The organism is Allosphingosinicella sp. (assembly GCF_046295735.1).
Classification (GTDB): Bacteria; Pseudomonadota; Alphaproteobacteria; order Sphingomonadales; family Sphingomonadaceae; genus Allosphingosinicella.
In genome coordinates this window covers 430,991-452,457 of the sequence record NZ_JBKBMQ010000001.1, presented here as the reverse complement: position 1 = coordinate 452,457, position 21,467 = coordinate 430,991, and the positions used below count along the sequence as shown (strand labels likewise).

The following is a 21,467-nucleotide window of genomic DNA, read 5'->3' as shown; positions in this document are numbered from 1 at the left end:
TTCCTCTCAGTGCGGCGGCAGTTCGTGGTGGGGAGTAAGTTGGCGGGCAGCGCGGCGGTCGGGGACGGACATGTAAACGACGCCCGCGTTCAACGGCTACTCGCGGGTTAGCCCCCCCTCACTCCCCGATCGTATCGTCCAGCGTGAAGCCGACCCGCAGGGTTACCTGGTAGTGGGCCACCTTGCCGTTTTCGACGTGGCCGCGGGTGCTGGTCACTTCGAACCAGCGGATTTCGCGCAGGGATTTGGAGGCGCGGGCGACGGCGGTTTCGATGGCGTCTTCGATGCTGGTTTCCGAGCTGCCGACCAGTTCGATGATCTTGTAGACATGATCGCTCATTTGCGGGTCTCCTTCCTTGCCGGATGAACGGACGCGGGCGCGAAGGTTTCCCCGCTTGCGGGCGGCGGGGCGACTCTGCTGAAAGGCGGGCGGGTTTCATGGGGAGGCGGCGGCGGTGGACGGGCTTTGGAAACGCTGGGCGCTGCCGGGCGCGGTCACCGGCGCGGCTTTGATTGCGGCCTATGTCGCCTGGTATTTCAAGGCGCATTGCCTGTTCGACGGCGGCTGGCAGGCGGCCGAGCAATATGTGACCGGCTGCTACACCGACATGAGCCCCTTCTGGGCTGGGCGCGGCGTCGCCGAGGGGCGGCTGCCCTATCTGGAGGCGCGGATCGAATATCCGGTGCTGACCGGATTTCTGATCTGGGCGCAGGGCCTGATCACCCGTCTGCTGTTCGGCCAGGCGGCGGGCGAGCTCGCCTTCCTTACCGTCGGCACGGCGCTCAACGCCGGCCTGCTGCTCGTCACCGCCGCCGCCTTGATGCGGTCCGGGGTGCCGCGGCGGCGGCTGATGTGGCTGGTGCTGGGGCCGACGACGATCCTCTACCTGGGGCACAATTGGGATTTCCTGGCGGTGGCGCTGATGGCGCTCGGCCTCCACTTCCACCTCGCCGGGCGGCCGGGCCGTGCCGGCGCGATGCTGGGGCTCGGCGCGGCGGCCAAGCTGTTCCCGATCTTCCTGCTGCCGCTGCTCGTCTTCGACCATCTCGGCCGGCGCGACTGGCGCGGCCTCGCTTTGGTCGGCGGCGCGGCGGTGGCGGCCTGGGCGGCGGTCAACCTGCCGGTGGCGCTGGCGGCGCCGGAACGCTGGGCCGAATTCTACACCTTCTCGCGCGAGCGGCACGGCACCTTCGCCGCGACCTGGTCGCTGCTCGGCCAGATCGGCATCCCGAGCTCGACCGAGACGCGCAACCTGTGGGGCTTCCTGCTGTTCGCCGGCGGCGCGGCCGCGCTGACCCTCGCCGCCCGGCGGCGGTTCGAGGGGCGGATGTGGATGCTCTCCGCCCCCGTCCTCGCCCTCTTCCTCCTCACCAACAAGGTCTATTCCCCGCAATTCGACCTGTGGCTGGTGCCGCTGCTGCTGCTCGCATCGCCCAGGCTGTGGCCGGTGGCGGCGCTGATGGGCGCGAACCTCATCGTCTACTGGATGGAATTCTGGCTGTTCGCGGGCCAGGCCGGCGCGGCCGTGTCGGCGAGCGAGGCGATGCTGGCGGCGGCGGGGTGGCTGCGCCTGGCGGTGCTCGCCGCGATCGTCGCCGCGCCGTTCGCCGCGTCCGGCACGCCCCTTGCGCCGGGCGCGCCGGAAACTAGGGTGCCGCCCCGTCCCCTACAGGAAGGCCAGAATGCGTAACATCCTGCTGATCGCGGCCGCGCTCGCCGCCGCCGCTCCGGCATCCGCCGCCCCCGCCGACGATTTTCGCGCCCTGCTCGACGACCATTATGCCTGGCTGCTGCGCACCAATCCGGTGCAGGCGACCGCGCTCGGCGTGCGCGACCACGACCGCAGCATCGGCGACATGCGCCCGGCCGCGCGCGAGCGGCGGGTGGCGGAGGCGCGCGCCTTCCTGGCGCGGCTGGACCGCATTCCCGAGGCGCAGCTGCCGCCCGAGGACCGGGTGAACCACGCGATCCTGCGCCGGGGCCTGTCCGAAACGGTGGAGGCGCACGGCTTTCCCCAGCGCGACATGCTGTTCACCACTTATTACGGCTGGCACCAGGGCTTCGCCGGCATGGCGGCCAACCTGCCGTTCCGCACCCGCGCCGATTATGAAAGCTATCTCGCCCGGATCGAGCAATATCCGGCGCTGAACGACGCGGCGCTGGCCATCACCGAGCAGGCGGTGCGCGGCGGCCACGTCCTGCCCTGTTCGGTGCTGGAAGGCTATGAGAACACGATCTCCGGCACCATCGCCGAGGATCCGGCGCAGTCGCGCTTCTACGAGCCCTTCACCCGCGCCCGGCCGGTCGACATGAGCGAGGCGGACTGGGCGGCGATGCAGCAGCGCGCCCGGCGGATCGTCGCCGAGGTGCTGAACCCGGCTTATGCCAAGCACCGCGACTTCTACCTCACCCGCTACGCGCCGCGCTGCGCCCGGGTGGACGGCATCTCGGCGCAGCCGCGCGGCGCGGACTTCTACGCCTTCCGCGTGCGCCAGGAGACGACCACCGACCTCACGCCGCAGCAGATCCACGAGATCGGCCTGGCGGAAGTCGCCCGCATCCGCGCCGAGATGGAGGAGGTCGCGCGCGAGGCGGGCTTTGCGAGCCGAGAGGCGTTCATCGAGGACCTGCGCACCAACCCCGTCCACTATGCGACCGAGCCCGAACAGCTGATGCGCGAGGTGGCGCGGGTCACCAAGGAGATCGACGGGCACATGCCGCGCCTGTTCGGGACGCTGCCCAGGCTCCCCTACACGATCCGCGAAATCCCGGCCGAGATCGCGCCGCGCACCACCACGGCCTATTACGGCCGCGGATCGCCCGAAAGCGGCATCGCCGGCACCTATTACGTCAACACGTCGAAGCTCGACCAGCGGCCGCTGTGGGAAGTGCCGGCGCTCAGCCTGCACGAGGCGGTGCCCGGCCACCACCACCAGATCGCGCTGCAGCAGGAGCTCGACCTGCCCCCCTTCCGCCGCAACTTCACCGGCTTCACCGCCTTCACCGAAGGCTGGGCGCTCTATGCCGAGACGCTGGGCGAGGAGATGGGCCTCTACGAGGCGCCGGCGCGCAAGATGGGGCAATTGTCCTACCAGATGTGGCGCGCGGCGCGGCTGGTGGTCGACACCGGCATCCACGCGCTCGGCTGGGACAAGGCGCGGGCCGTCGCCTTCATGCGCGAGAATACGGCGCTGACCGAGGCCAATATCGACGCCGAGGTGAACCGCTACATCAGTTGGCCGGGCCAGGCGCTGGGCTACAAGATCGGCGCCATCCGCATCCGCGAGCTGCGCGCCCGGGCGGAGCGCGAGCTCGGCCCCCGCTTCGACCTGCGCCGCTTCCACGACGCCGTGCTGCTGTCGGGATCGGTGCCGCTCGACGTGATGGAGCGGCAGGTGGGTCAATGGATCGAGGCGGAAAGGGCGCGGCCGTGAGCGACATCGCGGTCGATCATCTCGACGCCGCGCCGGGCCGCCGCCTCGCCTTCCGCCACCGCCCGGGGCGGGGACCGACCATCGTCTTCCTGCCCGGCTACATGTCCGACATGGAGGGCGGCAAGGCGAGCGCGCTCGACGCCTGGGCGGCGGGCGCGGGCCGCGCCTTCCTGCGCTTCGACTATGCCGGCTGCGGGATGAGTTCGGGCGCGTTCGAGGCGCAGGGTCTCGACGGATGGCGCGACGACGTGCTGGCGATGATCGACCGGGTGGCGGCGCCCGGCCCGGTGGTGCTGGTCGGATCGTCGATGGGCGGCTGGCTGATGCTGCTCGCCGCGCTCGCCCGGCCGGAACGGGTCGCGGGTCTGGTCGGCATCGCCGCCGCGCCGGACTTCACCCGCTGGGGCTTCAGCGACGCGGACAAGGCGCGCCTGCGCGACGAGGGCCGCATCGCCGAACCCTCGCCTTATGGCGACCAGCCCTACGTCACCACCCGGCTGTTCTGGGAAAGCGGGGAGCGGCTGCGGCTGCTGGACGGGCCGATCGACCTGCGCTGCCCGGTCCGCCTGCTCCACGGCCAGGCCGATCCCGACGTGCCGTGGCGCCTGTCGCTCGACCTCATGGACCGGCTCCGTTCAGCCGACGTGCAGGCCCTGCTGATCAAGGACGGCGATCACCGCCTGTCGCGCGATCCGGACATCGCCCTGCTCGTCGCGACGGTGAACGCACTGATGGAGCGACTGTGACCCTTTCCCTGCTGGCGCTCGCCGCCGCCGCCGCCGTCCAGGCGCCGACCACCGATTCGGCGCGGCTGGAGTCCTGCGCGGCGCTCGCCCGCGCCAATCCCGACGAGGCGCTGGCCCGCGCCAACGAATGGCGCATCCGCGGCGGCGGCATTCCCGCCCGCCAGTGCCAGGGCCTGGCCTATGCCGCGCTGGAGCGCTGGCCCTCGGCCGCGACCGCGTTCGAGCAGGCGGCGCGCGCGGCCGGCGACGCCCGCGACCCCAGGGCGAGCGAATTGTGGGTCCAGACCGGCAATGCCTGGCTGGCGGCGGAAGAGCCGACCCGCGCAATCGAGGCGTTCGACGCGGCGCTGGCCGGCGACATGCTGACCCCAGAATCGCGCGGCCTCATCCATCTCGACCGGGCTCGGGCCCTGGTCGATCTCGGCAACATCGCGGCGGCGCGCGGCGACCTGCAGCGCGGGCTGGAACTCGCGCCCGGCGACCCCTTCGCCTGGTATCTGTCGGCGGCGCTGGCGCGGCGGGAGGGCAGCCTCGACCGCGCCCGGACCGACATCGCCCGCGCGCTGGAACTGGCGCCGGGCGAGCCCGATTTCCTGCTGCTCGCCGGCACCATCGCCGGCCTGGCCGGCGACGCGGCCGAGGCGCGCGGCTTCTACGAGCGCGCCGCCGCGGGACCCGATTCGCCCGCCGCCGCCGCCGCCCGCGCCGCCCTCGCCGCGCCGCCCCCTCCCGCCGAGGCGATTCCGGAGGACTGAAACCTTCTTGTATTCAGCAGCTCTTTCAGAATAGCTCTTGCCGGATAAGGGGGAGCGGAGGGGGCTTCGATGCTGATGGAATTGATGGCGCTCGCCATGGCGGCGGCGCCGCGCTGGGAGACGGTTCCGGCCGGGGAAGCGCCGGCGCTGCAATCCGACGAGTCCGCGGAGGAGATCGCGAAGGACGCGGCCCGCGATCTCAAGGACAATCGCTTCTACAATCGTCCCGGCGCCACCCGCGCCGAATATGACGCGGACTGGCAGCGCTGCCGCCTGATCGCCCGCGGATCGCGGACGCCGACCGGCCACCACACCTATTTCTACGATCCCAACGTCATCTCCCCCCTGGCGGCGGGCATCGGCGCCGGGATCGGCGGCGCCATCGCCGGCGCGATCATCCAGGGGCAGTTGCGGCGCGAGAACCGCCGATCCTGCCTGCTGATCAACGGCTGGCGCCTCGTTGAGGTGGAGGATGCCGAGCGGACCCGGATCGCCGCCATGAGCGACGAAGAGCGCGACGCCTATTTCAACGCCATCATCGGCGCCGAAGAGCTGAGCGGAAAGCGGGTCACCGCCTGGCACAACGATTTCGCCGCGCCGCGGCTGGCCCCGGAGTCCGAACAGTGAAGCGCCTCCTTGTCGCCGCCGCGGCCCTGGCCGCCACCGTCGCCGCCGCCATGCCCTCGGCCGCGCAGCTCAACGTCCAGCGCCGTGCGGACCTTGCCAAGGCGGTGGTGCTGGAGCCCGGCCAGGGCGCGATCCTGGTCGGCTTCCGCCGCCCCGACGCGATGAGCGCGGGCAAGTCGGGCGCGCTGTCCTTCCTGCGCTACGATCCGGTCGCGCGCGACATGGTGCTGCAGCCGCGCGGCGCCCGCCGCGCCGGCGACCGCGCCACCTATACGGTGACGGTCACCAGCGCCGACCGGCGGCTCGATATGGACTATGCGCTGATGATCGTGTCGGAAGGCGATTACGTCCTCGCCGGCGCGACGCCCGGCCCGACCAAGATCGTCGACAACACCTTCTGCCTCGGCGCGCCGACCTTTCGCGTCAATGCCGGCGAGATTGTCTATTTCGGCGACGTGACGCCCTATCTGGCGGTGAAGCTGGTCGACGGCAGCCGCACCAGCGCCATGGCCTGGTCGTCGCATCCCGACGATGCCCGAGACGCCCTTGCCGGGCACCCGGCGCTCGCCGAGGCCTTCCGGCCGGCCGCGATCCGCAACGAGGCGACCTTCGCCTGCGCCGGCCAGACGATGCTGGCTTATGCCGTGCCGGGAGCGCCCGATCTGGAAGACGCGCCCGCGCCGGCCGCCCCCGCCGAATGACGATCCCGCCCCGCTTTCGGAGGCGGGGCGGATCGCCTATATGGGCGGGGATGAAGACCAGCATACCCAAGACCTTCCACGTCAAATCCTTCGGCTGCCAGATGAACGTCTATGACGGCGCGCGCATGGCGGAGCTGTTGGAGGCGGAAGGAATGGCCCCCGCGGCGGACGGCGCGGCGGCCGATCTCGTCGTGCTCAACACCTGCCACATCCGCGAGAAGGCGGCGGAAAAGGTCTATTCGGACATCGGCCGGCTGATGAAGCGCGAGACCGGCCCGGCGCCGATGATCGCGGTCGCCGGCTGCGTCGCTCAGGCCGAGGGGGCGGAGATCCCGCGCCGCGCGCCCGGCGTCGACATCGTCGTCGGCCCGCAGGCCTATCACAACCTCCCCGCCCTCGTCCGCCAGGCCGCCGCCGGCGCGCGCGCGCTGGACACCGACATGCCCGCCGCCTCCAAGTTCGGCGCGCTGCCGGCGCGGCGGAGGCAGGGGCCGACCGCCTTCCTGACCGTGCAGGAAGGCTGCGACAAATTCTGCACCTATTGCGTGGTCCCCTATACGCGCGGCGCCGAGGTCTCCCGCCCCTGGGCGGCGATCGTCGACGAGGCGAAGGCGCTGGTCGACATGGGCGCGAAGGAGATCACCCTACTCGGCCAGAACGTCAACGCCTGGCAGGGCGAGGACGAGAAGGGGCGCGCGCAGGGACTGGACGGCCTCATCCGCGCGCTCGACGCGCTGCCGGGCCTCGCCCGCATCCGCTACACGACCAGCCACCCCAACGACATGACCGATGGGCTGATCCGCGCCCATGCCGAGGTCGCGAAGCTGATGCCCTACCTCCATCTGCCGGTGCAATCGGGCAGCGACCGGGTGCTGAAGGCGATGAACCGCAGCCACAGCCGCGATTCCTATCTGCGCATCCTCGACAAGGTGCGCGCGGCGCGGCCGGACATCGCGCTGTCCGGCGACTTCATCGTCGGCTTCCCCGGCGAGACCGACGCGGAGTTCGAGGACACGCTGCGCCTCGTCGAGGCGGTGAACTACGCCCAGGCCTATTCGTTCAAATATTCGCCGCGGCCGGGCACGCCGGCCGCCGACATGGACGGGCAGATCGCGGCGCAGGTGATGGACGAGAGGCTTCAGCGGCTCCAGGCGCTGCTCAACGCGCAGCAGCACGCCTTCAACCAGGCGACGGTGGGCCGCCGCACCGCGGTGCTGATCGAGCGTCCCGGCAAGCGGCCGGGCCAGCTGGTCGGCAAGTCGCCCTGGCTGCAGTCCGTCCATCTCGAGACCGGCGCCGCGATCGGCGACATCGTCGACGTGGAGATCCTCTCCGCCGGCCCCAACAGCCTTGCCGGCGCCGCGCTGGTGCGCGAGGCCGCATGAGCCGCCGCTCCAACCCACGAAAAGGAACCTGATGCCCCAGAAGAAGCCCGAGCCGGTGATCGGCGAACGCGCCCGGCTCGAGATCGAGTTCGAGCAGCCGCATCTTCTGGGTCCGCTGTTCGGCGAGTTCGACCGCAACCTGGTGGCGATCGAGGATCGGCTGGGCGTCTACATCGCCGCCCGCGGCACCCGCGTCCAGATCGAGGGCGATCCGGAAGCGGCGGCGCGCGCCCGCGACGTGCTGACCGGCCTCTACAACCGGCTGGACGCCGGGCAGGACATCGACGCCGGCGCGGTGGACGGCATCATCGCCATGTCGGCCCAGCCGACGCTGGACGGCATCATCTCGCGCGATGTCGCCGAGCCGCCCAAGGTGATGATCCGCACGCGCAAGAAGACGATCGTGCCGCGGTCCAAGACGCAGGTCGCCTATATGGAGGCGCTGTCGCGCGACGAGCTGATCTTCGCGCTCGGGCCGGCCGGCACCGGCAAGACCTATCTCGCCGTCGCGCAGGCGGTGCAGCAATTGATCGGCGGATCGGTCGACCGGCTGATCCTGTCGCGCCCGGCGGTCGAGGCGGGCGAGCGCCTGGGCTTCCTTCCCGGCGACATGAAGGAGAAGGTCGATCCCTATCTCCGCCCGCTCTACGACGCGCTCTACGACATGCTGCCGATGGAGCAGGTCGAGCGGCGCATCGCCAGCGGCGAGATCGAGATCGCGCCGATCGCCTTCATGCGCGGCCGCACCCTGTCCGACGCCTTCATCATCCTGGACGAGGCGCAGAACACGACGCCGGCGCAGATGAAGATGTTCCTCACCCGCTTCGGCATGCGCAGCCGGATGGTCGTGTGCGGCGACCCGAACCAGACCGATCTTCCCAGCGGCGTCCAGTCCGGCCTCGCCGACGCGGTCGGCAAGCTCGAGGGGATCGACAAGATCGCCATGGTCCGCTTCGGCGCCGGCGACGTCGTCCGCCACCCGCTCGTCGGCCGCATCGTCGAGGCCTATGAGGGGCCGGGGAATTGATGGGCGGGATATCCTCTGCTATGTTGAGGATATCCCCGTAGGAGGAGTCGCGATGGCGTCGCTCTACATCAAGGACAGCGAGACGGCCGCGCTGGCCGGCAAGGTCGCCGCGCAGCTCGGCACGACCAAGACGGAGGCCGTGCGCCAAGGCCTGCGCACGCTCGAGCGAGCCGGCGACGTCGTGAAACCGGAAGGATCGACGGCCGATTGGCTGCGCGCCTATCGCGCCAGGAAGCCCCTCCCGGACAAGCAGCGGATGAAGGTCGACAAGGCTTTCTACGACTGGCTGTCCGGCGAGGAGGATGTGCGCGATCCCGGTTCGAAATGAGCATCTTCGTCGATGCGTCGGCGCTGGTCGCGCTGCTGACGCTCGAGGACGGGTTCGAGGTGTTGGCCGACCTGATCGATGCGGAAGACCGCCGCTACACGTCGGGTCTGTCCGTCTGGGAGGCGACGCTGGCGATCAGCAGAAATTGGGGAGTGATGCTGGACATCGCCCGCGAGGATGTGAACGCCTTCCTGGCCGCCCGGAACATCCAGGTCGTTCCGATCGGCATGGCTGAAGCCACCATAGCCCTCGATGCGCACCGACGATTCGGAAAGGGCCGGCACGAAGCACGCCTGAACATGGGCGACTGCTTCTCTTATGCCTGCGCCAAAGCCCATGATGCGCGCCTGCTCTACAAAGGCGACGACTTCGCCGAGACGGACCTCGCCTGATGCTGGAGGTCGATGCGCTGGTCGAGCCGCCGTGGCCGGAGGATGGCGGCTGGGAGGAACTGACGCGCCGCTGCGCCGCGGCGGCGCTCGCCGAGACGGATGTCGAGGCCGGCGCGCCGCTGGAAGTCTCCGTCCGCTTCACCTGCGACGAAGAAGTGCGGGCGCTGAACCGCGATTATCGCGGCAAGGACAAGCCGACCAACGTCCTCTCCTTCCCGATGCTGGAGCCCGGCGAGATCGCCGCCGCGGACGGGCCGATGGCGCTGCTGCTCGGCGACGTCGTGCTCGCTTACGAGACCTGCGTCCGCGAGGCGGCGGAGCGCGGCATTGCGATCGAGGATCATGCCGCCCATCTTCTGGTCCACGGCACCCTTCATCTGCTAGGCTATGACCATGAGACGAGCGATGCGGATGCCGAGGAGATGGAGGAGATCGAGCGCCGCGCGCTCGCCCGCCTCGGCCTGTCCGATCCCTATGCCGCAGAGGTGAAAACCGACCTAGATGCCTGACGATTCGAGTAGCGGCGCCCAGAACGGGCGCACCTTCTGGCGGGGCCTTCGCGCCCTGCTGTTCGGCGACAATGGCGACGCCACCCTCCGCGACCAGATCGAGGAGGCGATCGAAAGCCACGAGGGCGAAGTGCCCGCGGTCGGCGACCTCAGCCATGTCGAGCGGCAGATGCTGAAGAATCTGCTCCATTTCGGCGAGCGGGACGCGGGCGACCTCGCCGTGCCGCGCGGCGACATCATCGCCGTGCCGAGCGACATCGGCTTCCGCGCGCTGGTCGAAACCTTCGCCGAGGCGGGCCATACCCGCCTGCCGGTCTATGAGGAGAGCCTCGACCGGGTGGTGGGCATGGTCCACATGAAGGATGTCTTCACCCTGCAGGTGACCGGCGCCGAACCGCCCGAGGACATCGCGCAGCTGATGCGCACCCCGCTCTACGTGCCCGAATCGATGGGCGTGCTCGACCTCCTCGCCCAGATGCGCGCCAAGCGCGTCCACCTCGCCATCGTCGTCGACGAATTCGGCGGCACCGAGGGCCTCGTCACCATCGAGGACGTGGTCGAGGAGATCGTCGGCGAGATCGAGGACGAGCATGACGAGGAGATGCCGGGCCTGCTGATCCGGCTGGAGGACGGGGTGTGGGACGCCGACGCCCGCGCCGAGCTCGACGACGTCGCCGAGCAGATCGACGCGCGGCTGGCGGTGGTCGAGGAGGATGTCGACACGCTGGGCGGTCTCGCCTTCGTGCTGGCCGGCCACGTGCCGCAGCTCGGCGAGGTGGTCGAGCATCCGAGCGGCTGGAAGCTCGAGGTGACCGAAAGCGACGCCCGCCGCGTCACCCGCCTGCGCCTCCACGCCCCGGAAGAAATCGCGCTGGAGGCGTGAGGAGGTCCCGGGGGGAACGCGAACTCTCAGGTTCCCTCCCACCCCGCAAACCGCTTTTCCCCGCCGCGCGGCCATGCTCTAAGGCCGCAGGAGCAAGGAGAGGGGCCGCGATGGGGTTCGAGCATATCCGTCTGGAACAGGGGCCGGATGCGGTGGCGACGCTCACCATCGCGCGGCCGGAGCGGCTCAACGCCTTGTCCTCGCAGACGGTCGACGAGCTGCGCGCGGCGGTCGAGAGCCTGGAGGGCTCTGGCGCGCGCTGCCTGCTGATCACCGGCGAGGGACGCGGCTTTTCGAGCGGCGCGGACCTGGCGGGCGGCGGCGGCCTGCCGCGCGACGCGGGCGAGGCGCTGGAGAAGCATTTCAATCCCCTGGTCGAGACGCTGTTCGCGCTGCCGATCCCGGTGGTGGCGGCGGTGAACGGCCCCTGCGCGGGCGCCGGCTGCTCGCTGGCTTTGTCGGCCGACATCGTGATCGCGGCCCGGTCCGCTTATTTCCTCCAGGCCTTCGTCAATATCGGCCTGATCCCGGACGCGGGCGCCACCTGGCTGCTGCCGCGCCTCGCCGGCCGCGCCCGGGCGATGGAGATGATGCTGCTGGGCGAACGGATCCCGGCCGAACGCGCGCTCGAATGGGGGCTGATCGCGCGGGTCGTCGACGACGAGACGCTCGCCTCCGAGGCGGCGGCGCTCGCCGCGCGCCTCGCCGCGGGGCCGACCGTCGCCTATGGCCTCATCCGCCGGCTGGCGCGGGAGGCGGGGCAGCTGCCATTGTCCGACGCGCTCGCGGCCGAGCGGCGGGCGCAGGGCGAGGCCGGCCGGACGGAGGATTTCCCGCGCGCGGTCGCGGCCTTCCTCCAGAAGCAACAGCCGCGGTTCGAGGGGCGCTGAGGCGAATCCGAAAAGGGGAGACGGGAATGAAGCGGCTTGGACTGGCGATCATCGCGGCGGCCCTGCTCGCCGTTCCGGCGGCGGCGCAGGAGCGTCCCGACCAGCGCGAGGCGCGCGCGATCTTCGAGCGGCTGGTTTCCTTCCGCACCGCGCAGGGCCACGGCCAGGTGCCCGCGATGGCGGCCTATATCGCCGACCGGCTGCGCGCCGCCGGCGTGCCCGACGCGGACATCGCGCTGCTGCCGCACGGCGAGACGGTGGCGATGCTGGTGCGCCTGCCCGGCACCGATCCGGCCGCGCGGCCCGTGCTCTTTTCCGGCCATATGGACGTGGTCGACGCGCGCCCGGAGGATTGGGAGCGCGATCCCTTCACGTTGATCGAGGAGGACGGCTATTTCTTCGGCCGCGGCACCGGCGACAACAAGACCGGCATCACCGCGCTTACCACCACCATCCTGCGCATGAAGGCGGCCGGCCACCGGCCGCGCCGCACGCTCGTCTTCGCCTTCGTCGGCGACGAGGAGACCGGGATGGAGACCACCCGGATGATCGCCGCCCACGAATGGGTGCGCGGCGCCGAATATGCGATCAACACCGATGCCGGGGGCGGCGGGCTGACTCCGGACGGCCAGCCCTTCCTCTATGCGGTGCAGGGGGCGGAAAAGACCTACGCCACCTATCGCCTCACCGCCCGCAATCCCGGCGGCCATTCCAGCCGCCCGCGCGACGACAACGCCATCTATGCGCTGGCCCGGGCGCTGCTCCGGATCGAGGCGCACCGTTTCCCGGCCATGTCGAACCCGGTCACGGTCGGCTATTTCCGCGCGCTCGGCCAGGTCGTGCCGGGCGAGAAAGGCGCCGTCTATCGCCGCTTCGCCGCCGACCCGTCCGACGCCGACGCGATCGCGGCGCTGCGGCGCGACCCGGCCGATCACGGCGTCATCGCCACCACCTGCGTCGCCACCATGGCGGAGGCCGGCCATGCGGAGAACGCGCTGCCCCAGCGGGCCGAGGCGATGGTCAATTGCCGCATCTTCCCCGGCGTCCCGATCGCCGAAGTGGCCGACACGCTGCGCGCCGTCATCGCCGATCCGGAGATCGCCGTCGAGGTGACCGGCAACCCGGTGGAAAGCCCGATATCGGAGCCGCGCGCCGACGTGATGGCGGCGGTCGCCCGCTCAATCCACCGCACCTATCCCGGCCTTCCGATCACGCCCTATCAGGAATCGGGCGGCACCGACGGCCTCGTCTACCGCAACGCCGGCATCCCGACCTTCGCCAGCTCCGGCAAGTTCTTCAAGGACAGCGACATCTTCTTCCACGGCCTCAACGAACGCGTGCCGGTGGCGAGCTTCTACCACGCGCTCGACCACATCCACGACCTCGCCATAGACCTCGGCGGCCGCTGACCGCCGCTCCTCCCTGAAGGGGAGGGGGTGGTGGAGGGATGGCGGTGTTTGCGGAAGGGCGCGGCGCGGGATCGCCCGCCCAAGGCCCCTCCACCACCCGCTGCGCGGGCGGTCCCCCTCCCCTGAGGCTGCGCTCAGGGGAGGAACGGGTCAGTCGAAGCCGGTGGCGAGGAAGCGTTCGGCGAAGGCGCAGTGGAGGGCGACGCCCTTCGCCATCATCGATTCGTCGATGGTCATCCGGCTGTTGTGCAGCGGCGCGCGGGTGGCGGGGTCCTCGCCTTCGGGCGCGACGCCCAGGAAGGCCATGGCGCCCGGCACCTCGCGCAGCACATAGGCGAAATCCTCCGCGCCCATGATCGGGGCGGGCAGCTCCACCCAGCCCGCGCCGCCCAGTTGCTCCGCGCAGGCGCGCGCCAGCGCCGCGGCGCGGGGATCGTTCACCGTCACCGGATAGCCCTCGTCGATCGCGGCCTCGCCGGTCAGGCCATGGGCCGCGGCGACATGGGCAACGATGCGCCGGAACGCCTCCTGCACCTCGCGCCGCCGCGTCTCCGACAGGGTGCGCAGCGTGCCGAGCAGTTCGGCGCTGTCGGGCACGATATTGTGGGCGGTGCCGGCGCTGATCTTCGTGATCGAGAGGATCGCCGGGTCGGTGACCGGGACGGTGCGGGCGATATGGGCCTGCAGCGCCATCACGATCTCGGCCGCGACCGGGATCGGATCGAGATTGTCGTGCGGCATCGCGGCATGGCCGCCCTTGCCGCGGATGGTGGCGTGGAGCGTGTCGGCCGAGGCGAGCAGCGGCCCCGCCTTGCCGACGACCGCGCCGCGCTTCATCGTCGGCCAGATGTGCAGCGCGAAGGCGGCGTCGGGGCGGCGGCCGGGCAGCACGTCGTCGATCAGCCCGTCCTCGATCATGTAGCGGGCGCCGTGATAGCCTTCCTCGCCGGGCTGGAACATGAAGACGACGGTGCCGGGCAGCCGGTCGCGCCGGGCGCAGAGCGCGCGGGCGGCGCCGACCAGCATCGCCGAATGGGCGTCGTGGCCGCAGGCGTGCATCATGCCTTCGTTGCGCGACGCGAAGGGCAGGCCGGTCTCCTCCGGCATCGGCAGCGCGTCCATGTCGCCGCGCAGCAGCACCGAGCGGCCATTGTCGCCGCCGCCGCGCAGGATCGCGACCAGGCCGGAGGTGGAGGGCCCCTCGCGCAGCTCCAGCGGCAGGCCTTCGAGCGCGGCCCTGATCTTCGCGGTGGTGCGCCGGCAGTCGAGCCCGATCTCCGGATCCTGGTGGATCGCGCGGCGGAGCGCGACGACGCCGTCCAGCTCGGCCTCGCCCAGCGCGGCCCAGTCGGTCGCCTGCATCAGGTCCATTCTTCGTCTCCCATTCTCCGGATCGGCCCAACCTAGGCGAGAGCCGCGCGGATTCACACCCCCCGGCCGCAGGCGGGACGGATGGCCGGTGCGCGCTGCGCGGCGGGGCGCACCCCCAATGTTGGGGGCTTGGCAGGCGGCGCGGATTGTGGCTGCCTCGGGCACGACCGACCGGAACCGCAGGAGGTTGTGTGTACCGTCTCGCGCTGATGCCCGCCCTCGCCGCTGCCGCCCTGGCGACCCCTTCCCCCGCCGCCGCCCACGAGCAGGCGATCGCCGCGGCCGACAGCCGCAGCGGCGCCTTCGTCGGCGCGCAGCTGCGCGTGGACTTCGCCGGTCCGCGGGCCGGAACGCCGCTCGGCCGGCTCACCGCCGGGACGACCCATATCGCCTTCGACGCGCGCGGGATGCCGGTGAGGGGTCAGATGGTGCGCACGCTGGAGCTCGGCCTGTCGCGCGACGGCCGGGCGGACCTGTTCATCGGCGGCGAGCCCTATGCCGACGTACGCCACAGGCTCGGCATCGCGCCGGGCGCCGTCGCCGCGCTGGCGATCGGCGGGGTGGCCGCGATCGGCGTCGCGCTGTCGAGCTCGTCGAACAAGCAGCCGTACGACGCGGTCTGCCTCGGCATCGGCATCTGCCCTGAACTTCCCCGCCGCTAGATGCTTTCGCGGCCACGCGAACTGCGAGACTTCTGTCGTGGGCGCATAAGGGCGGCCTGATCGCGCCGGCACCGTCGCCGAACGGGACCAGCCGAGGCACAGGCACGCGCCGCGACCGTTCACCTGCATGGCCGATCGCGGAAAGTTCGTTGCAGTCGCGCTGCTCACCCGCAGCGAATTGGAGGGATTCGGCAACGCGCTTCGGTTCGTTCTGCCGATCGAGGAGACGCCGGACGATCTCGGCGCGCTTCTGGCCAAAATCGACGAGGCGGATAAGAAGCGGCAAAGTCCGAGGAAGGCCGAATGATCGACTTCGCCTCCGGACCTGCCTTTATCTACGGGACGATTGCGCTGGTCGTTTCCGTCTGCGCCCTGCTCGCCTGGCACCTTACGAAAGCGGCACGCGGCCACAAGCGTGACCGGAGGGCGCTCCGTCGCGCCCGAAACACGAGACGCAGGGCAGAAGCGGACGGCGCGGCATGGCTTGCCGCGCACAAGCCAGACGAGTGATTATCAAGTCAAACGTCGAAGATTCCTGCGCTTGTAAAATCCTACTTTCTCACCATATGTTATCAGCCAGGTCGCTCGACGACGGAGTCTGAGCCGGTCGGCTCCTTTTCCTTCTATCCATGCTTCTTATGCACGGCGCATTCCATTTGGATGCGGCGTTCCGATCTATGGAAGGAAGAGAATATGCCAATCGGCACCGTGAAATTCTTCGACTCCGCCAAAGGTTACGGCTTCATTCAGCCGGAGGAGGGAGGCGGCAAGGACGCGTTCGTCCATGTCACCGCCGTCCAGAGTGCCGGCATGACCATGCTGAACCGGGATCAGCGCGTCAGCTACGATCTCGCGGATGACGCGCGCGGCAAGACCAGCGCCATCAATCTTCAGGACGCCTGACCGGCCCCCGGCGCCATCAACCGGCCGCGCCTCTCCCCCCTCTCCGAAGGAACTTGCGATGACACCGATGCAGCAATTCTACCTCGACCGCGCCGCCGAAGCGGGGAGAACCGCAGCCGCCGCTCCCCTCGCCAACGTCCGCGAACGCCATCTCCTGGCCGAGCTCACCTGGAACGGCCTCGCCGCGCGCGCCGGCCGGGTCGCCCGCGTGCAGGCGGAGCCCGTCAGGGCTGCCCTGGCCGCACCCCTCTGACGCCGTCAGCAGATTACCGGCGAGCAACCCCGAGGTCGGACCAAGGCAGTTTGTGCTCCACCCGCACGATCGGATCTTGCTCGGTAAAATCAGCCGCTTGAGGGCTGGTGGACAGGGCTGGATTCGAACCAGCGTACGACAATGTCGGGCAGATTTACAGTCTGCTGCCTTTAACCACTCGGCCACCTGTCCAGGAGACCTTCAGATAGGAAGGCGGTCCCCATGGCGAAAGGGGCGGCGGCTGTCAACTTGGCGAGCGGCGAAGCGCCTACCAGAGGCCGCGCATCGTCTCCGCAAAGGCGATCCAGGGGCCGCTGCCCATCACCGCCAGCATCGCGAGCTGGCTGAGCAGCATGGCGAGACCGCCCCACACCCACACCTTGTGCACCCGCCCGCGCGTCCGCCAGTCGTAGGCGATGCCGGCGAGCGTGATGAGATTGGGCAGGAAGATGAAGGTGAGCGGCGCGCCCGCCTGGACCGCGTCCACCGGCAGCCGCGCGATCGCTGCGCCGACGATGCCGACGTTGGACAGCATGATCAGCCGCTTGTGCGTCTCCGCCCGCTTGCGCCAGTAGATGGCGAGCGCGACGGCGACGGCGAAGCTGTTGATCGCGAAGAAAGGCACCGCGTAGAAGATGCGCGGATCGCCGAGACCGATGAAGCCCTGGTGCATGGCGGCGACGGCGGCGATGTTGCCGAACAGCACCATCGCCGCGGCGATGCCCGCGCCGGCATAGCCGAGCTTGCGGTGGGTGCGCGTCTGCCGGCCCGCGATCAGCAGCGGCTGCGTCACCAGGAAGACGAGCCAGGCGGTGAAGACCGCGCCGTGCACCGCCAGCAGCGCCGTGATCTCCGGCGTTCCGGGCGGCGGATCGAACCAGCGCGACAGATAATAGCTGCGCGCGAAGCCCCAGAAGCAGGTCAGCGCGATCGCGGCGCCGAGCGAGGTGTAGAAGATGCGGTCCGTCCGCCAGCGCATCGCCGGCCCCGCTGTCGTCGCCATGGCACTCCCCCGAATGTCCTGCCGCTACGGTATTTGTACCATAGGCGCGCGGCCCTGCCTAGCGGTTCACCAGAAGCCGGCGGCGGCGCGGGCGAAGGCGAGCCACCAGGGGCTGTCCATCACCGCCACGCGCAGCACCTGGCTGAGCACGAGCCCGCCGCCGCCCCAGATCCACACCGGATGGACGCGCCCGCGCACCAGGAGATCGTGGACGATGCCCGCCGCGATGACGAGATTGGCGCCGACATAGAAGGACAAAGGCGCGGTGGCGGCGACGAGATCGAGCGGCAGCCGGCCCACCGCCGCCTCCAGGATCGCGGCGTTGGACAGCAGCATCAGCCTTTTGTGGCTGTCCCCGTCCCCGCGCCGCGCGATGCCGAGCAGCACGAAGACGGCGAAGGCCTGGATCGAGAAGAAGGTGATCGCATAGAAAGCGTAAGGGTCGCCGAGGCCGCGATAGCCGTGATGGATCGCGTCGATCGCGGCGACGTTGCCGAACAGCCAGACGAACAGCGCCAGCCCCGCTCCCGCCAGGCCGATCCGCCGGTGAAGCGCCACCTGTCCCGCCGATACCAGAGCCGGCTGCAGCGCCATCAGCGCGATCCACAAGGTGAAGGCGGCGGCGTGCAGGTGGAGGACGGCGGTCATCGGCGGCGCGCGTTCGGGCGCGGGCAGGAAATCGGCGAGATAATAAGTGCGCGCGAAACCCGCGAACACGACCAGCAGCACGAACAGGCCCATCGCGGTGTAGAAGAAAGGGGCGTCCCGCTCCCCGAAGCGTCCGCCGCCAGCGCGCGTTGCCATCAGTCTCCGTCCCTGCCGCCGCGGCTGCTCCGCGCCTCCTCCCGAACGCAAGGAGCGCCGTCCGGTTCAGCATGGCTTGCCAGAGCGCCCGGCGCGCGCCATCAGGCGGCCGATGCGACGCAAGGCACGCCAATCGACCAAGGCCGAGAACCGTCCCCGCTTCTGGGGGCGGCACGCGGTCGCGGCCGCGCTCGACAATCCCGACCGCACGGTGGTGCGCATCTGGGCGACGCGCGAGGCGGCGGCCTTCCTCAACGTGCCTTCCGACATCCCGGTCATCTATGCCGAGGCCGCCGACATCGCCCGCCACGTGCCGCGCGACGCGCCGCACCAGGGCATGGTCGCCGAGGTCGAGCGGCTGGACGACATCCTGCTCGCCGACCTCCTCGACCAGGCCGAAGACGGCCGGCCGCTGCTGGTGCTCGACCAGGTGACCGATCCGCACAATGTCGGCGCCATCCTGCGCTCCGCCGCCGCCTTCGACGCGCTCGGCATCGTCACCCAGGACCGGCACGCGCCGCCCGAATCCGGCGCGCTCGCCAAGGCGGCGAGCGGCGCGCTGGAGACCGTGCCCTGGGCACGGGTGGTGAACCTCGCCCGCGCGCTGGACGACATCGCGGAAGCGGGCTTCTGGCGGATCGGCCTTACCGGCGAGGCGGACGCGACGCTGGCCGAGGCGCTGGGCCCGAAGCGGGTGGCGCTGGTGCTCGGCGCCGAGGGCGAAGGCATGCGCCAGAACACCGAAGCCCATTGCGACGCGCTGGCGAAGCTCCCGATCAGCGAGCGGATCGAAAGCCTCAACGTCTCCAACGCCGCCGCCATCGCCCTCTACGCGGCGCGGGTGGCGGGCTGAGGATCAGTCCTCCGGCGCGATGCGGACGCGCAGGCCGTCCAGTTCCGGTTCGAACATGATCTGGCAGGACAGGCGGCTGTTGGCGCCGCGGTGGCTGGACGTGTCGAGCAGGTCGTCCTCGTCCGGCCCGATCGGCTTCAGCCGGTCCAGCCACTCCTCGCCGACTTGGACGTGGCAGGTGGCGCAGGAGCAGCAGCCGCCGCACAAAGCGAGCAGCTCGTCGAAGCCGTTTTCGCGGATATTCTCCATCACGCTCCAGCCGACGCGGGCGTCGACTTCGCTTTCGGTGCCGTCGCGAGTGACGACGATCAGCTTCGGCATCTTGGCTCCTTCGCGGCGAAACAGGGAATGCGGCGCGTCCGGCATATGCTAGGCGCGGCCGGTCTTATCAAGCCGGAGCGGGACGGATGGGAATCGACACGGACAGGCTGCACGCCGCGCTCGGGGCGCTCGGCGAGATCGAACCCGCCTTCGCCGCGGCGATAGACCGCGTCGGCCTGCCCGCACCGCGCATCAGCGAACGAGGCTTCGTCACGCTGATGCGGGCGATCGTGGGGCAGCAGGTCAGCATCAAGGCGGCGGCGGCAATCTGGGCACGGGTCGACGCGGCGACCGGCGGCGCGGATGATCCGGCGCGGGTGGCGGCGACCGACCTGGACGCGCTGCGCGCCGCCGGCCTGTCGCGGCAGAAGGCGCTCTACGCCCACAGCCTGGCCGAGGAAGTGGCGACGGGCCGACTCGATTTCGACCGGCTTCCGGAAGATGACGAAGCGGCGATCGCGGAGCTGGTGCGGGTGAAGGGGATCGGCCGCTGGACGGCGGAAATCTACCTGCTGTTCGCGGAAGGGCGGCAGGATGTCTGGCCGGCCGGCGACCTTGCCGTCCAGATCGAGATCGGCCGCATCCTCGGCCTCGACGCCCGGCCCACCGAAAAGCGCCTGCGCGCGCTCGCCGAGCCCTGGCGCCCCCACCGCGGCCCCGCCGCCATCTTCGCCTGGCACCACCGCAAGATCGTGCCGATCTGAACCGCGACGAGCGGCTCCTCCCTTGGTCAAGCTTCAGCGAAAACGGCGTCCATGCGGTCCGGCTCATCATCGAGCAGCGAGGCATCGAACCTTTCGTAAGAGAACGTGAAACTGTCGCAATCTGCTGATCGCGGCAACGGAATTGCGCCCCCTTGCGGACCTTCCACTTCCGGCGCACAAAATGAGCGGGTGATGACCTCGAGACTGGAAGATCGATGATCAAGCGCGCTGTCTTCGTTCTTCTGCTCCTCGCCGGAAGTCCCGCGGGCGCGGACACTTGGGCGCCGCCGTCGACGCAAGTCTATGTCTCACCGGACGGGAGCGCGCGGCTGACCGTCGTTCCGCGCGAGTTGGACAGCGCGCTCGCTTTCTTCGGCGACAAGCTGGAGGGCCGCGAACCGGCGGGCGCTCCGGCCGACGCGACCCGCACCAGCGCGATCGCGACGCTCGAGCGGCGCGGCCGGGCAGGGCGTTGGCAAGCCGTCTGGCAGAAGCCGTTGATCAACGAAGTCGCGCTCGCCGATGTCGTGGTCGCGAATGGCGGGCAGGGCTTCGCGACCTTGGACAATTGGTATTCCATGGGCCACGGCCCCGATGCGGTCGCGATCTACGACCGGGAGGGGGCGCTCGTCCGGCAGTTCGCCTTGCAGGATCTGTTTCCGGACTGGTTCGTCGCCGCGTTGCCGCACTCGACCAGCTCGATCCAATGGCGGGGCGAGCCCCGGATCGAGGGCAATGGCATCCTGGTCGTGCCGGTCGCGCTTCCCAGCGGCATCGCAGTTCCGTTCGGTGAAGAGAGAATGCTGGACGTGAGGTTGCGCCTCGCCGACGGAGCTCCATTGGGGCTCCGGAGCGAGGAATGGAGGCGCGCGCTGGTCGATGCCGCGGCCGTGGCGCGGACCCGTTGCGCGGTCGACCGGGAACGGATCTTGGCCTGGAACGCGCCGATCGCCGCGCCCTCCGACAATAGCGAAGAGGGCTGGGACCATTATCTCGGCGAGACGCAATATCGCACCAGAATGTCCAATCCCGACATCACCGCCGGGTTCGACGCCCTGTTCGGCCCGATCACCGCCGTCCTTCGCCCGCCGGGCGCGGCCGAGTTCGAGGAGTCGGTCACCTGGCTGGAGGAGGTGATGACGGTCGAGGCGGACGATGGTCAGAATCTGCGGGTCATCGGATCGCCCGACATGGGCCGGCTGGCGGTCGAAATCGAACGGATCGCCACCGGCGTCGCACCGGGCCAGTTGAAGCCCTTCCACCTGGTCATCGTCGCCGACGGGGCCCATGCCAGCCGCATCCGCGCCGCGCTCGCCCATTCGGGCGCGACGCTGGAATTCATCGATCCCAAGCGACCGATCCCGCAGGCCGCATCGCGCATGCACGATCCCGACAATCTGGCGATCTGCCGGGCGCCTCCGCCCAATCCGACCAACGCGGCGTGGTGGCATGGGCTGCCGTTCCTGGCGCTGGGAGGAGCCGTCTTCCTCCTTCGGCGCGCCTGAC

General features: G+C 70.2%; 27 protein-coding genes and 1 tRNA gene. 22 read left to right on the top strand and 6 right to left on the bottom strand.

Features of this window, described 5'->3' with window-relative positions; translation table 11 throughout:
• Positions 1 to 118: 118 nt before the first annotated feature.
• Entirely contained in the window at positions 119 to 340 is a 222-nt protein-coding gene (locus tag ACK4K7_RS02280; protein WP_431863529.1) for a dodecin, read from the bottom strand.
• 115 nt (positions 341 to 455) lie between these two features.
• On the opposite strand from ACK4K7_RS02280, the gene ACK4K7_RS02275 reads away from it, so the two are divergent.
• The 14 genes from ACK4K7_RS02275 (at position 456) to ACK4K7_RS02210 (ending at position 13,087) form a co-directional block, all read left to right on the top strand.
• Positions 456 to 1,691: a glycosyltransferase 87 family protein gene (locus ACK4K7_RS02275; protein ID WP_431863528.1), complete on the top strand. Its 1,236-nt coding sequence runs from the start codon at positions 456 to 458 to the stop codon at positions 1,689 to 1,691.
• Complete coding sequence (locus ACK4K7_RS02270) at positions 1,684 to 3,435, top strand: DUF885 domain-containing protein (protein ID WP_431863527.1); 1,752 nt, start codon at positions 1,684 to 1,686, stop codon at positions 3,433 to 3,435. Before ACK4K7_RS02275 ends, ACK4K7_RS02270 begins: the two co-directional genes overlap by 8 nt.
• On the top strand, positions 3,432 to 4,181 hold the full coding sequence (locus ACK4K7_RS02265; protein ID WP_431863526.1) for an alpha/beta hydrolase: 750 nt from the start codon (positions 3,432 to 3,434) through the stop codon (positions 4,179 to 4,181). Before ACK4K7_RS02270 ends, ACK4K7_RS02265 begins: the two co-directional genes overlap by 4 nt.
• Positions 4,178 to 4,936: a tetratricopeptide repeat protein gene (locus ACK4K7_RS02260; protein ID WP_431863525.1), complete on the top strand. Its 759-nt coding sequence runs from the start codon at positions 4,178 to 4,180 to the stop codon at positions 4,934 to 4,936. Before ACK4K7_RS02265 ends, ACK4K7_RS02260 begins: the two co-directional genes overlap by 4 nt.
• A 69-nt stretch (positions 4,937 to 5,005) precedes the next feature.
• Complete coding sequence (locus ACK4K7_RS02255; RefSeq protein WP_431863524.1) at positions 5,006 to 5,563, top strand: hypothetical protein; 558 nt, start codon at positions 5,006 to 5,008, stop codon at positions 5,561 to 5,563.
• A complete protein-coding gene (locus ACK4K7_RS02250; protein WP_431863522.1) occupies positions 5,560 to 6,264 on the top strand; it encodes a hypothetical protein in 705 nt (234 codons plus the stop codon). Before ACK4K7_RS02255 ends, ACK4K7_RS02250 begins: the two co-directional genes overlap by 4 nt.
• Positions 6,265 to 6,314: 50 nt before the next feature.
• Positions 6,315 to 7,649, top strand: coding sequence for a tRNA (N6-isopentenyl adenosine(37)-C2)-methylthiotransferase MiaB (gene miaB / locus ACK4K7_RS02245; RefSeq protein WP_431863521.1), 1,335 nt, complete (start codon positions 6,315 to 6,317; stop codon positions 7,647 to 7,649).
• A gap of 31 nt (positions 7,650 to 7,680) precedes the next feature.
• Positions 7,681 to 8,676 (top strand): PhoH family protein, encoded by a 996-nt coding sequence (locus ACK4K7_RS02240; RefSeq protein ID WP_431863520.1) that lies wholly within the window; start codon positions 7,681 to 7,683, stop codon positions 8,674 to 8,676.
• Positions 8,677 to 8,728: 52 nt separating this feature from the next.
• Positions 8,729 to 9,004, top strand: a complete 276-nt coding sequence (locus ACK4K7_RS02235; RefSeq protein WP_431863519.1) for a type II toxin-antitoxin system VapB family antitoxin — start codon at positions 8,729 to 8,731, stop codon at positions 9,002 to 9,004.
• Complete coding sequence (locus ACK4K7_RS02230; protein ID WP_431863518.1) at positions 9,001 to 9,396, top strand: type II toxin-antitoxin system VapC family toxin; 396 nt, start codon at positions 9,001 to 9,003, stop codon at positions 9,394 to 9,396. Before ACK4K7_RS02235 ends, ACK4K7_RS02230 begins: the two co-directional genes overlap by 4 nt.
• Positions 9,396 to 9,905, top strand: coding sequence for an rRNA maturation RNase YbeY (gene ybeY / locus ACK4K7_RS02225; RefSeq protein ID WP_431863517.1), 510 nt, complete (start codon positions 9,396 to 9,398; stop codon positions 9,903 to 9,905). Before ACK4K7_RS02230 ends, ybeY begins: the two co-directional genes overlap by 1 nt.
• A complete protein-coding gene (locus tag ACK4K7_RS02220; RefSeq protein ID WP_431863516.1) occupies positions 9,898 to 10,788 on the top strand; it encodes a hemolysin family protein in 891 nt (296 codons plus the stop codon). Before ybeY ends, ACK4K7_RS02220 begins: the two co-directional genes overlap by 8 nt.
• A gap of 110 nt (positions 10,789 to 10,898) precedes the next feature.
• Entirely contained in the window at positions 10,899 to 11,678 is a 780-nt protein-coding gene (locus tag ACK4K7_RS02215) for an enoyl-CoA hydratase-related protein (RefSeq protein WP_431863515.1), read from the top strand.
• Between the two features lie 26 nt (positions 11,679 to 11,704).
• Entirely contained in the window at positions 11,705 to 13,087 is a 1,383-nt protein-coding gene (locus ACK4K7_RS02210; protein WP_431863514.1) for a M20/M25/M40 family metallo-hydrolase, read from the top strand.
• Positions 13,088 to 13,237: 150 nt separating this feature from the next.
• Here ACK4K7_RS02210 and ACK4K7_RS02205 read toward each other — a convergent pair whose 3' ends face one another.
• Entirely contained in the window at positions 13,238 to 14,458 is a 1,221-nt protein-coding gene (locus ACK4K7_RS02205) for a M20 metallopeptidase family protein (RefSeq protein WP_431863513.1), read from the bottom strand.
• Between the two features lie 191 nt (positions 14,459 to 14,649).
• Between ACK4K7_RS02205 and ACK4K7_RS02200 the strand changes: the two genes are divergently transcribed.
• From ACK4K7_RS02200 to ACK4K7_RS02180, 5 genes are all read left to right on the top strand, one after another.
• Positions 14,650 to 15,120, top strand: a complete 471-nt coding sequence (locus ACK4K7_RS02200; protein WP_431863512.1) for a hypothetical protein — start codon at positions 14,650 to 14,652, stop codon at positions 15,118 to 15,120.
• 127 nt (positions 15,121 to 15,247) lie between these two features.
• Entirely contained in the window at positions 15,248 to 15,427 is a 180-nt protein-coding gene (locus tag ACK4K7_RS02195; RefSeq protein WP_431863511.1) for a hypothetical protein, read from the top strand.
• Positions 15,424 to 15,630 (top strand): hypothetical protein, encoded by a 207-nt coding sequence (locus tag ACK4K7_RS02190; protein ID WP_431863510.1) that lies wholly within the window; start codon positions 15,424 to 15,426, stop codon positions 15,628 to 15,630. The genes ACK4K7_RS02195 and ACK4K7_RS02190 overlap by 4 nt, the downstream gene beginning before the upstream one ends.
• 183 nt (positions 15,631 to 15,813) lie before the next feature.
• Positions 15,814 to 16,023: a cold-shock protein gene (locus tag ACK4K7_RS02185; RefSeq protein WP_431863509.1), complete on the top strand. Its 210-nt coding sequence runs from the start codon at positions 15,814 to 15,816 to the stop codon at positions 16,021 to 16,023.
• A 58-nt stretch (positions 16,024 to 16,081) separates the two neighbouring features.
• Entirely contained in the window at positions 16,082 to 16,276 is a 195-nt protein-coding gene (locus ACK4K7_RS02180; RefSeq protein ID WP_431863508.1) for a hypothetical protein, read from the top strand.
• A 105-nt stretch (positions 16,277 to 16,381) separates the two neighbouring features.
• On the opposite strand, the gene ACK4K7_RS02175 is transcribed toward ACK4K7_RS02180, so the two are convergent.
• The 3 genes from ACK4K7_RS02175 to ACK4K7_RS02165 all read right to left on the bottom strand — a co-directional run bounded on the left by ACK4K7_RS02175 (position 16,382) and on the right by ACK4K7_RS02165 (position 18,083).
• Positions 16,382 to 16,468 (bottom strand) — tRNA-Tyr (locus tag ACK4K7_RS02175).
• Positions 16,469 to 16,544: 76 nt separating this feature from the next.
• Positions 16,545 to 17,279: a hypothetical protein gene (locus ACK4K7_RS02170; RefSeq protein ID WP_431863507.1), complete on the bottom strand. Its 735-nt coding sequence runs from the start codon at positions 17,277 to 17,279 to the stop codon at positions 16,545 to 16,547.
• Positions 17,280 to 17,345: 66 nt separating this feature from the next.
• Entirely contained in the window at positions 17,346 to 18,083 is a 738-nt protein-coding gene (locus ACK4K7_RS02165; protein WP_431863506.1) for a hypothetical protein, read from the bottom strand.
• 112 nt (positions 18,084 to 18,195) lie between these two features.
• Here ACK4K7_RS02165 and rlmB point away from each other — a divergent pair, with 112 nt between their 5' ends.
• Positions 18,196 to 18,936: a 23S rRNA (guanosine(2251)-2'-O)-methyltransferase RlmB gene (gene rlmB / locus ACK4K7_RS02160; RefSeq protein ID WP_431863505.1), complete on the top strand. Its 741-nt coding sequence runs from the start codon at positions 18,196 to 18,198 to the stop codon at positions 18,934 to 18,936.
• Between the two features lie 3 nt (positions 18,937 to 18,939).
• Here rlmB and ACK4K7_RS02155 read toward each other — a convergent pair whose 3' ends face one another.
• Positions 18,940 to 19,257, bottom strand: coding sequence for a 2Fe-2S iron-sulfur cluster-binding protein (locus ACK4K7_RS02155; RefSeq protein WP_431863504.1), 318 nt, complete (start codon positions 19,255 to 19,257; stop codon positions 18,940 to 18,942).
• An 86-nt stretch (positions 19,258 to 19,343) separates the two neighbouring features.
• On the opposite strand from ACK4K7_RS02155, the gene ACK4K7_RS02150 reads away from it, so the two are divergent.
• Both ACK4K7_RS02150 and ACK4K7_RS02145 read left to right on the top strand, forming a co-directional pair.
• Positions 19,344 to 19,961, top strand: a complete 618-nt coding sequence (locus ACK4K7_RS02150) for a DNA-3-methyladenine glycosylase family protein (protein WP_431863503.1) — start codon at positions 19,344 to 19,346, stop codon at positions 19,959 to 19,961.
• A 215-nt stretch (positions 19,962 to 20,176) separates the two neighbouring features.
• The gene (locus ACK4K7_RS02145; protein WP_431863502.1) at positions 20,177 to 21,466 is read left to right on the top strand and encodes a hypothetical protein; all 1,290 of its coding nucleotides are present in this window, start codon (positions 20,177 to 20,179) and stop codon (positions 21,464 to 21,466) included.
• Position 21,467: the final 1 nt, after the last annotated feature.

Excerpts from the sequence above, each read along its gene's own strand:
- ACK4K7_RS02145 (WP_431863502.1), top strand. The coding sequence starts at position 20,177 with ATGATCAAGCGCGCTGTCTTCGTTCTTCTGCTCCTCGCCGGAAGTCCC.
- ACK4K7_RS02220 (WP_431863516.1), top strand. The coding sequence starts at position 9,898 with ATGCCTGACGATTCGAGTAGCGGCGCCCAGAACGGGCGCACCTTCTGG.
- ACK4K7_RS02185 (WP_431863509.1), top strand. The coding sequence starts at position 15,814 with ATGCCAATCGGCACCGTGAAATTCTTCGACTCCGCCAAAGGTTACGGC.
- ybeY (WP_431863517.1), top strand. The coding sequence starts at position 9,396 with ATGCTGGAGGTCGATGCGCTGGTCGAGCCGCCGTGGCCGGAGGATGGC.
- ACK4K7_RS02210 (WP_431863514.1), top strand. The coding sequence starts at position 11,705 with ATGAAGCGGCTTGGACTGGCGATCATCGCGGCGGCCCTGCTCGCCGTT.
- ACK4K7_RS02235 (WP_431863519.1), top strand. The coding sequence starts at position 8,729 with ATGGCGTCGCTCTACATCAAGGACAGCGAGACGGCCGCGCTGGCCGGC.
- ACK4K7_RS02255 (WP_431863524.1), top strand. The coding sequence starts at position 5,006 with ATGCTGATGGAATTGATGGCGCTCGCCATGGCGGCGGCGCCGCGCTGG.
- ACK4K7_RS02230 (WP_431863518.1), top strand. The coding sequence starts at position 9,001 with ATGAGCATCTTCGTCGATGCGTCGGCGCTGGTCGCGCTGCTGACGCTC.
- ACK4K7_RS02205 (WP_431863513.1), bottom strand. The coding sequence starts at position 14,458 with ATGGACCTGATGCAGGCGACCGACTGGGCCGCGCTGGGCGAGGCCGAG.
- ACK4K7_RS02215 (WP_431863515.1), top strand. The coding sequence starts at position 10,899 with ATGGGGTTCGAGCATATCCGTCTGGAACAGGGGCCGGATGCGGTGGCG.
- rlmB (WP_431863505.1), top strand. The coding sequence starts at position 18,196 with ATGCGACGCAAGGCACGCCAATCGACCAAGGCCGAGAACCGTCCCCGC.
- ACK4K7_RS02190 (WP_431863510.1), top strand. The coding sequence starts at position 15,424 with ATGATCGACTTCGCCTCCGGACCTGCCTTTATCTACGGGACGATTGCG.
- ACK4K7_RS02280 (WP_431863529.1), bottom strand. The coding sequence starts at position 340 with ATGAGCGATCATGTCTACAAGATCATCGAACTGGTCGGCAGCTCGGAA.
- miaB (WP_431863521.1), top strand. The coding sequence starts at position 6,315 with ATGAAGACCAGCATACCCAAGACCTTCCACGTCAAATCCTTCGGCTGC.
- ACK4K7_RS02165 (WP_431863506.1), bottom strand. The coding sequence starts at position 18,083 with ATGGCAACGCGCGCTGGCGGCGGACGCTTCGGGGAGCGGGACGCCCCT.
- ACK4K7_RS02150 (WP_431863503.1), top strand. The coding sequence starts at position 19,344 with ATGGGAATCGACACGGACAGGCTGCACGCCGCGCTCGGGGCGCTCGGC.
- ACK4K7_RS02180 (WP_431863508.1), top strand. The coding sequence starts at position 16,082 with ATGACACCGATGCAGCAATTCTACCTCGACCGCGCCGCCGAAGCGGGG.
- ACK4K7_RS02195 (WP_431863511.1), top strand. The coding sequence starts at position 15,248 with ATGGCCGATCGCGGAAAGTTCGTTGCAGTCGCGCTGCTCACCCGCAGC.
- ACK4K7_RS02240 (WP_431863520.1), top strand. The coding sequence starts at position 7,681 with ATGCCCCAGAAGAAGCCCGAGCCGGTGATCGGCGAACGCGCCCGGCTC.
- ACK4K7_RS02155 (WP_431863504.1), bottom strand. The coding sequence starts at position 19,257 with ATGCCGAAGCTGATCGTCGTCACTCGCGACGGCACCGAAAGCGAAGTC.
- ACK4K7_RS02270 (WP_431863527.1), top strand. The coding sequence starts at position 1,684 with ATGCGTAACATCCTGCTGATCGCGGCCGCGCTCGCCGCCGCCGCTCCG.
- ACK4K7_RS02170 (WP_431863507.1), bottom strand. The coding sequence starts at position 17,279 with ATGGCGACGACAGCGGGGCCGGCGATGCGCTGGCGGACGGACCGCATC.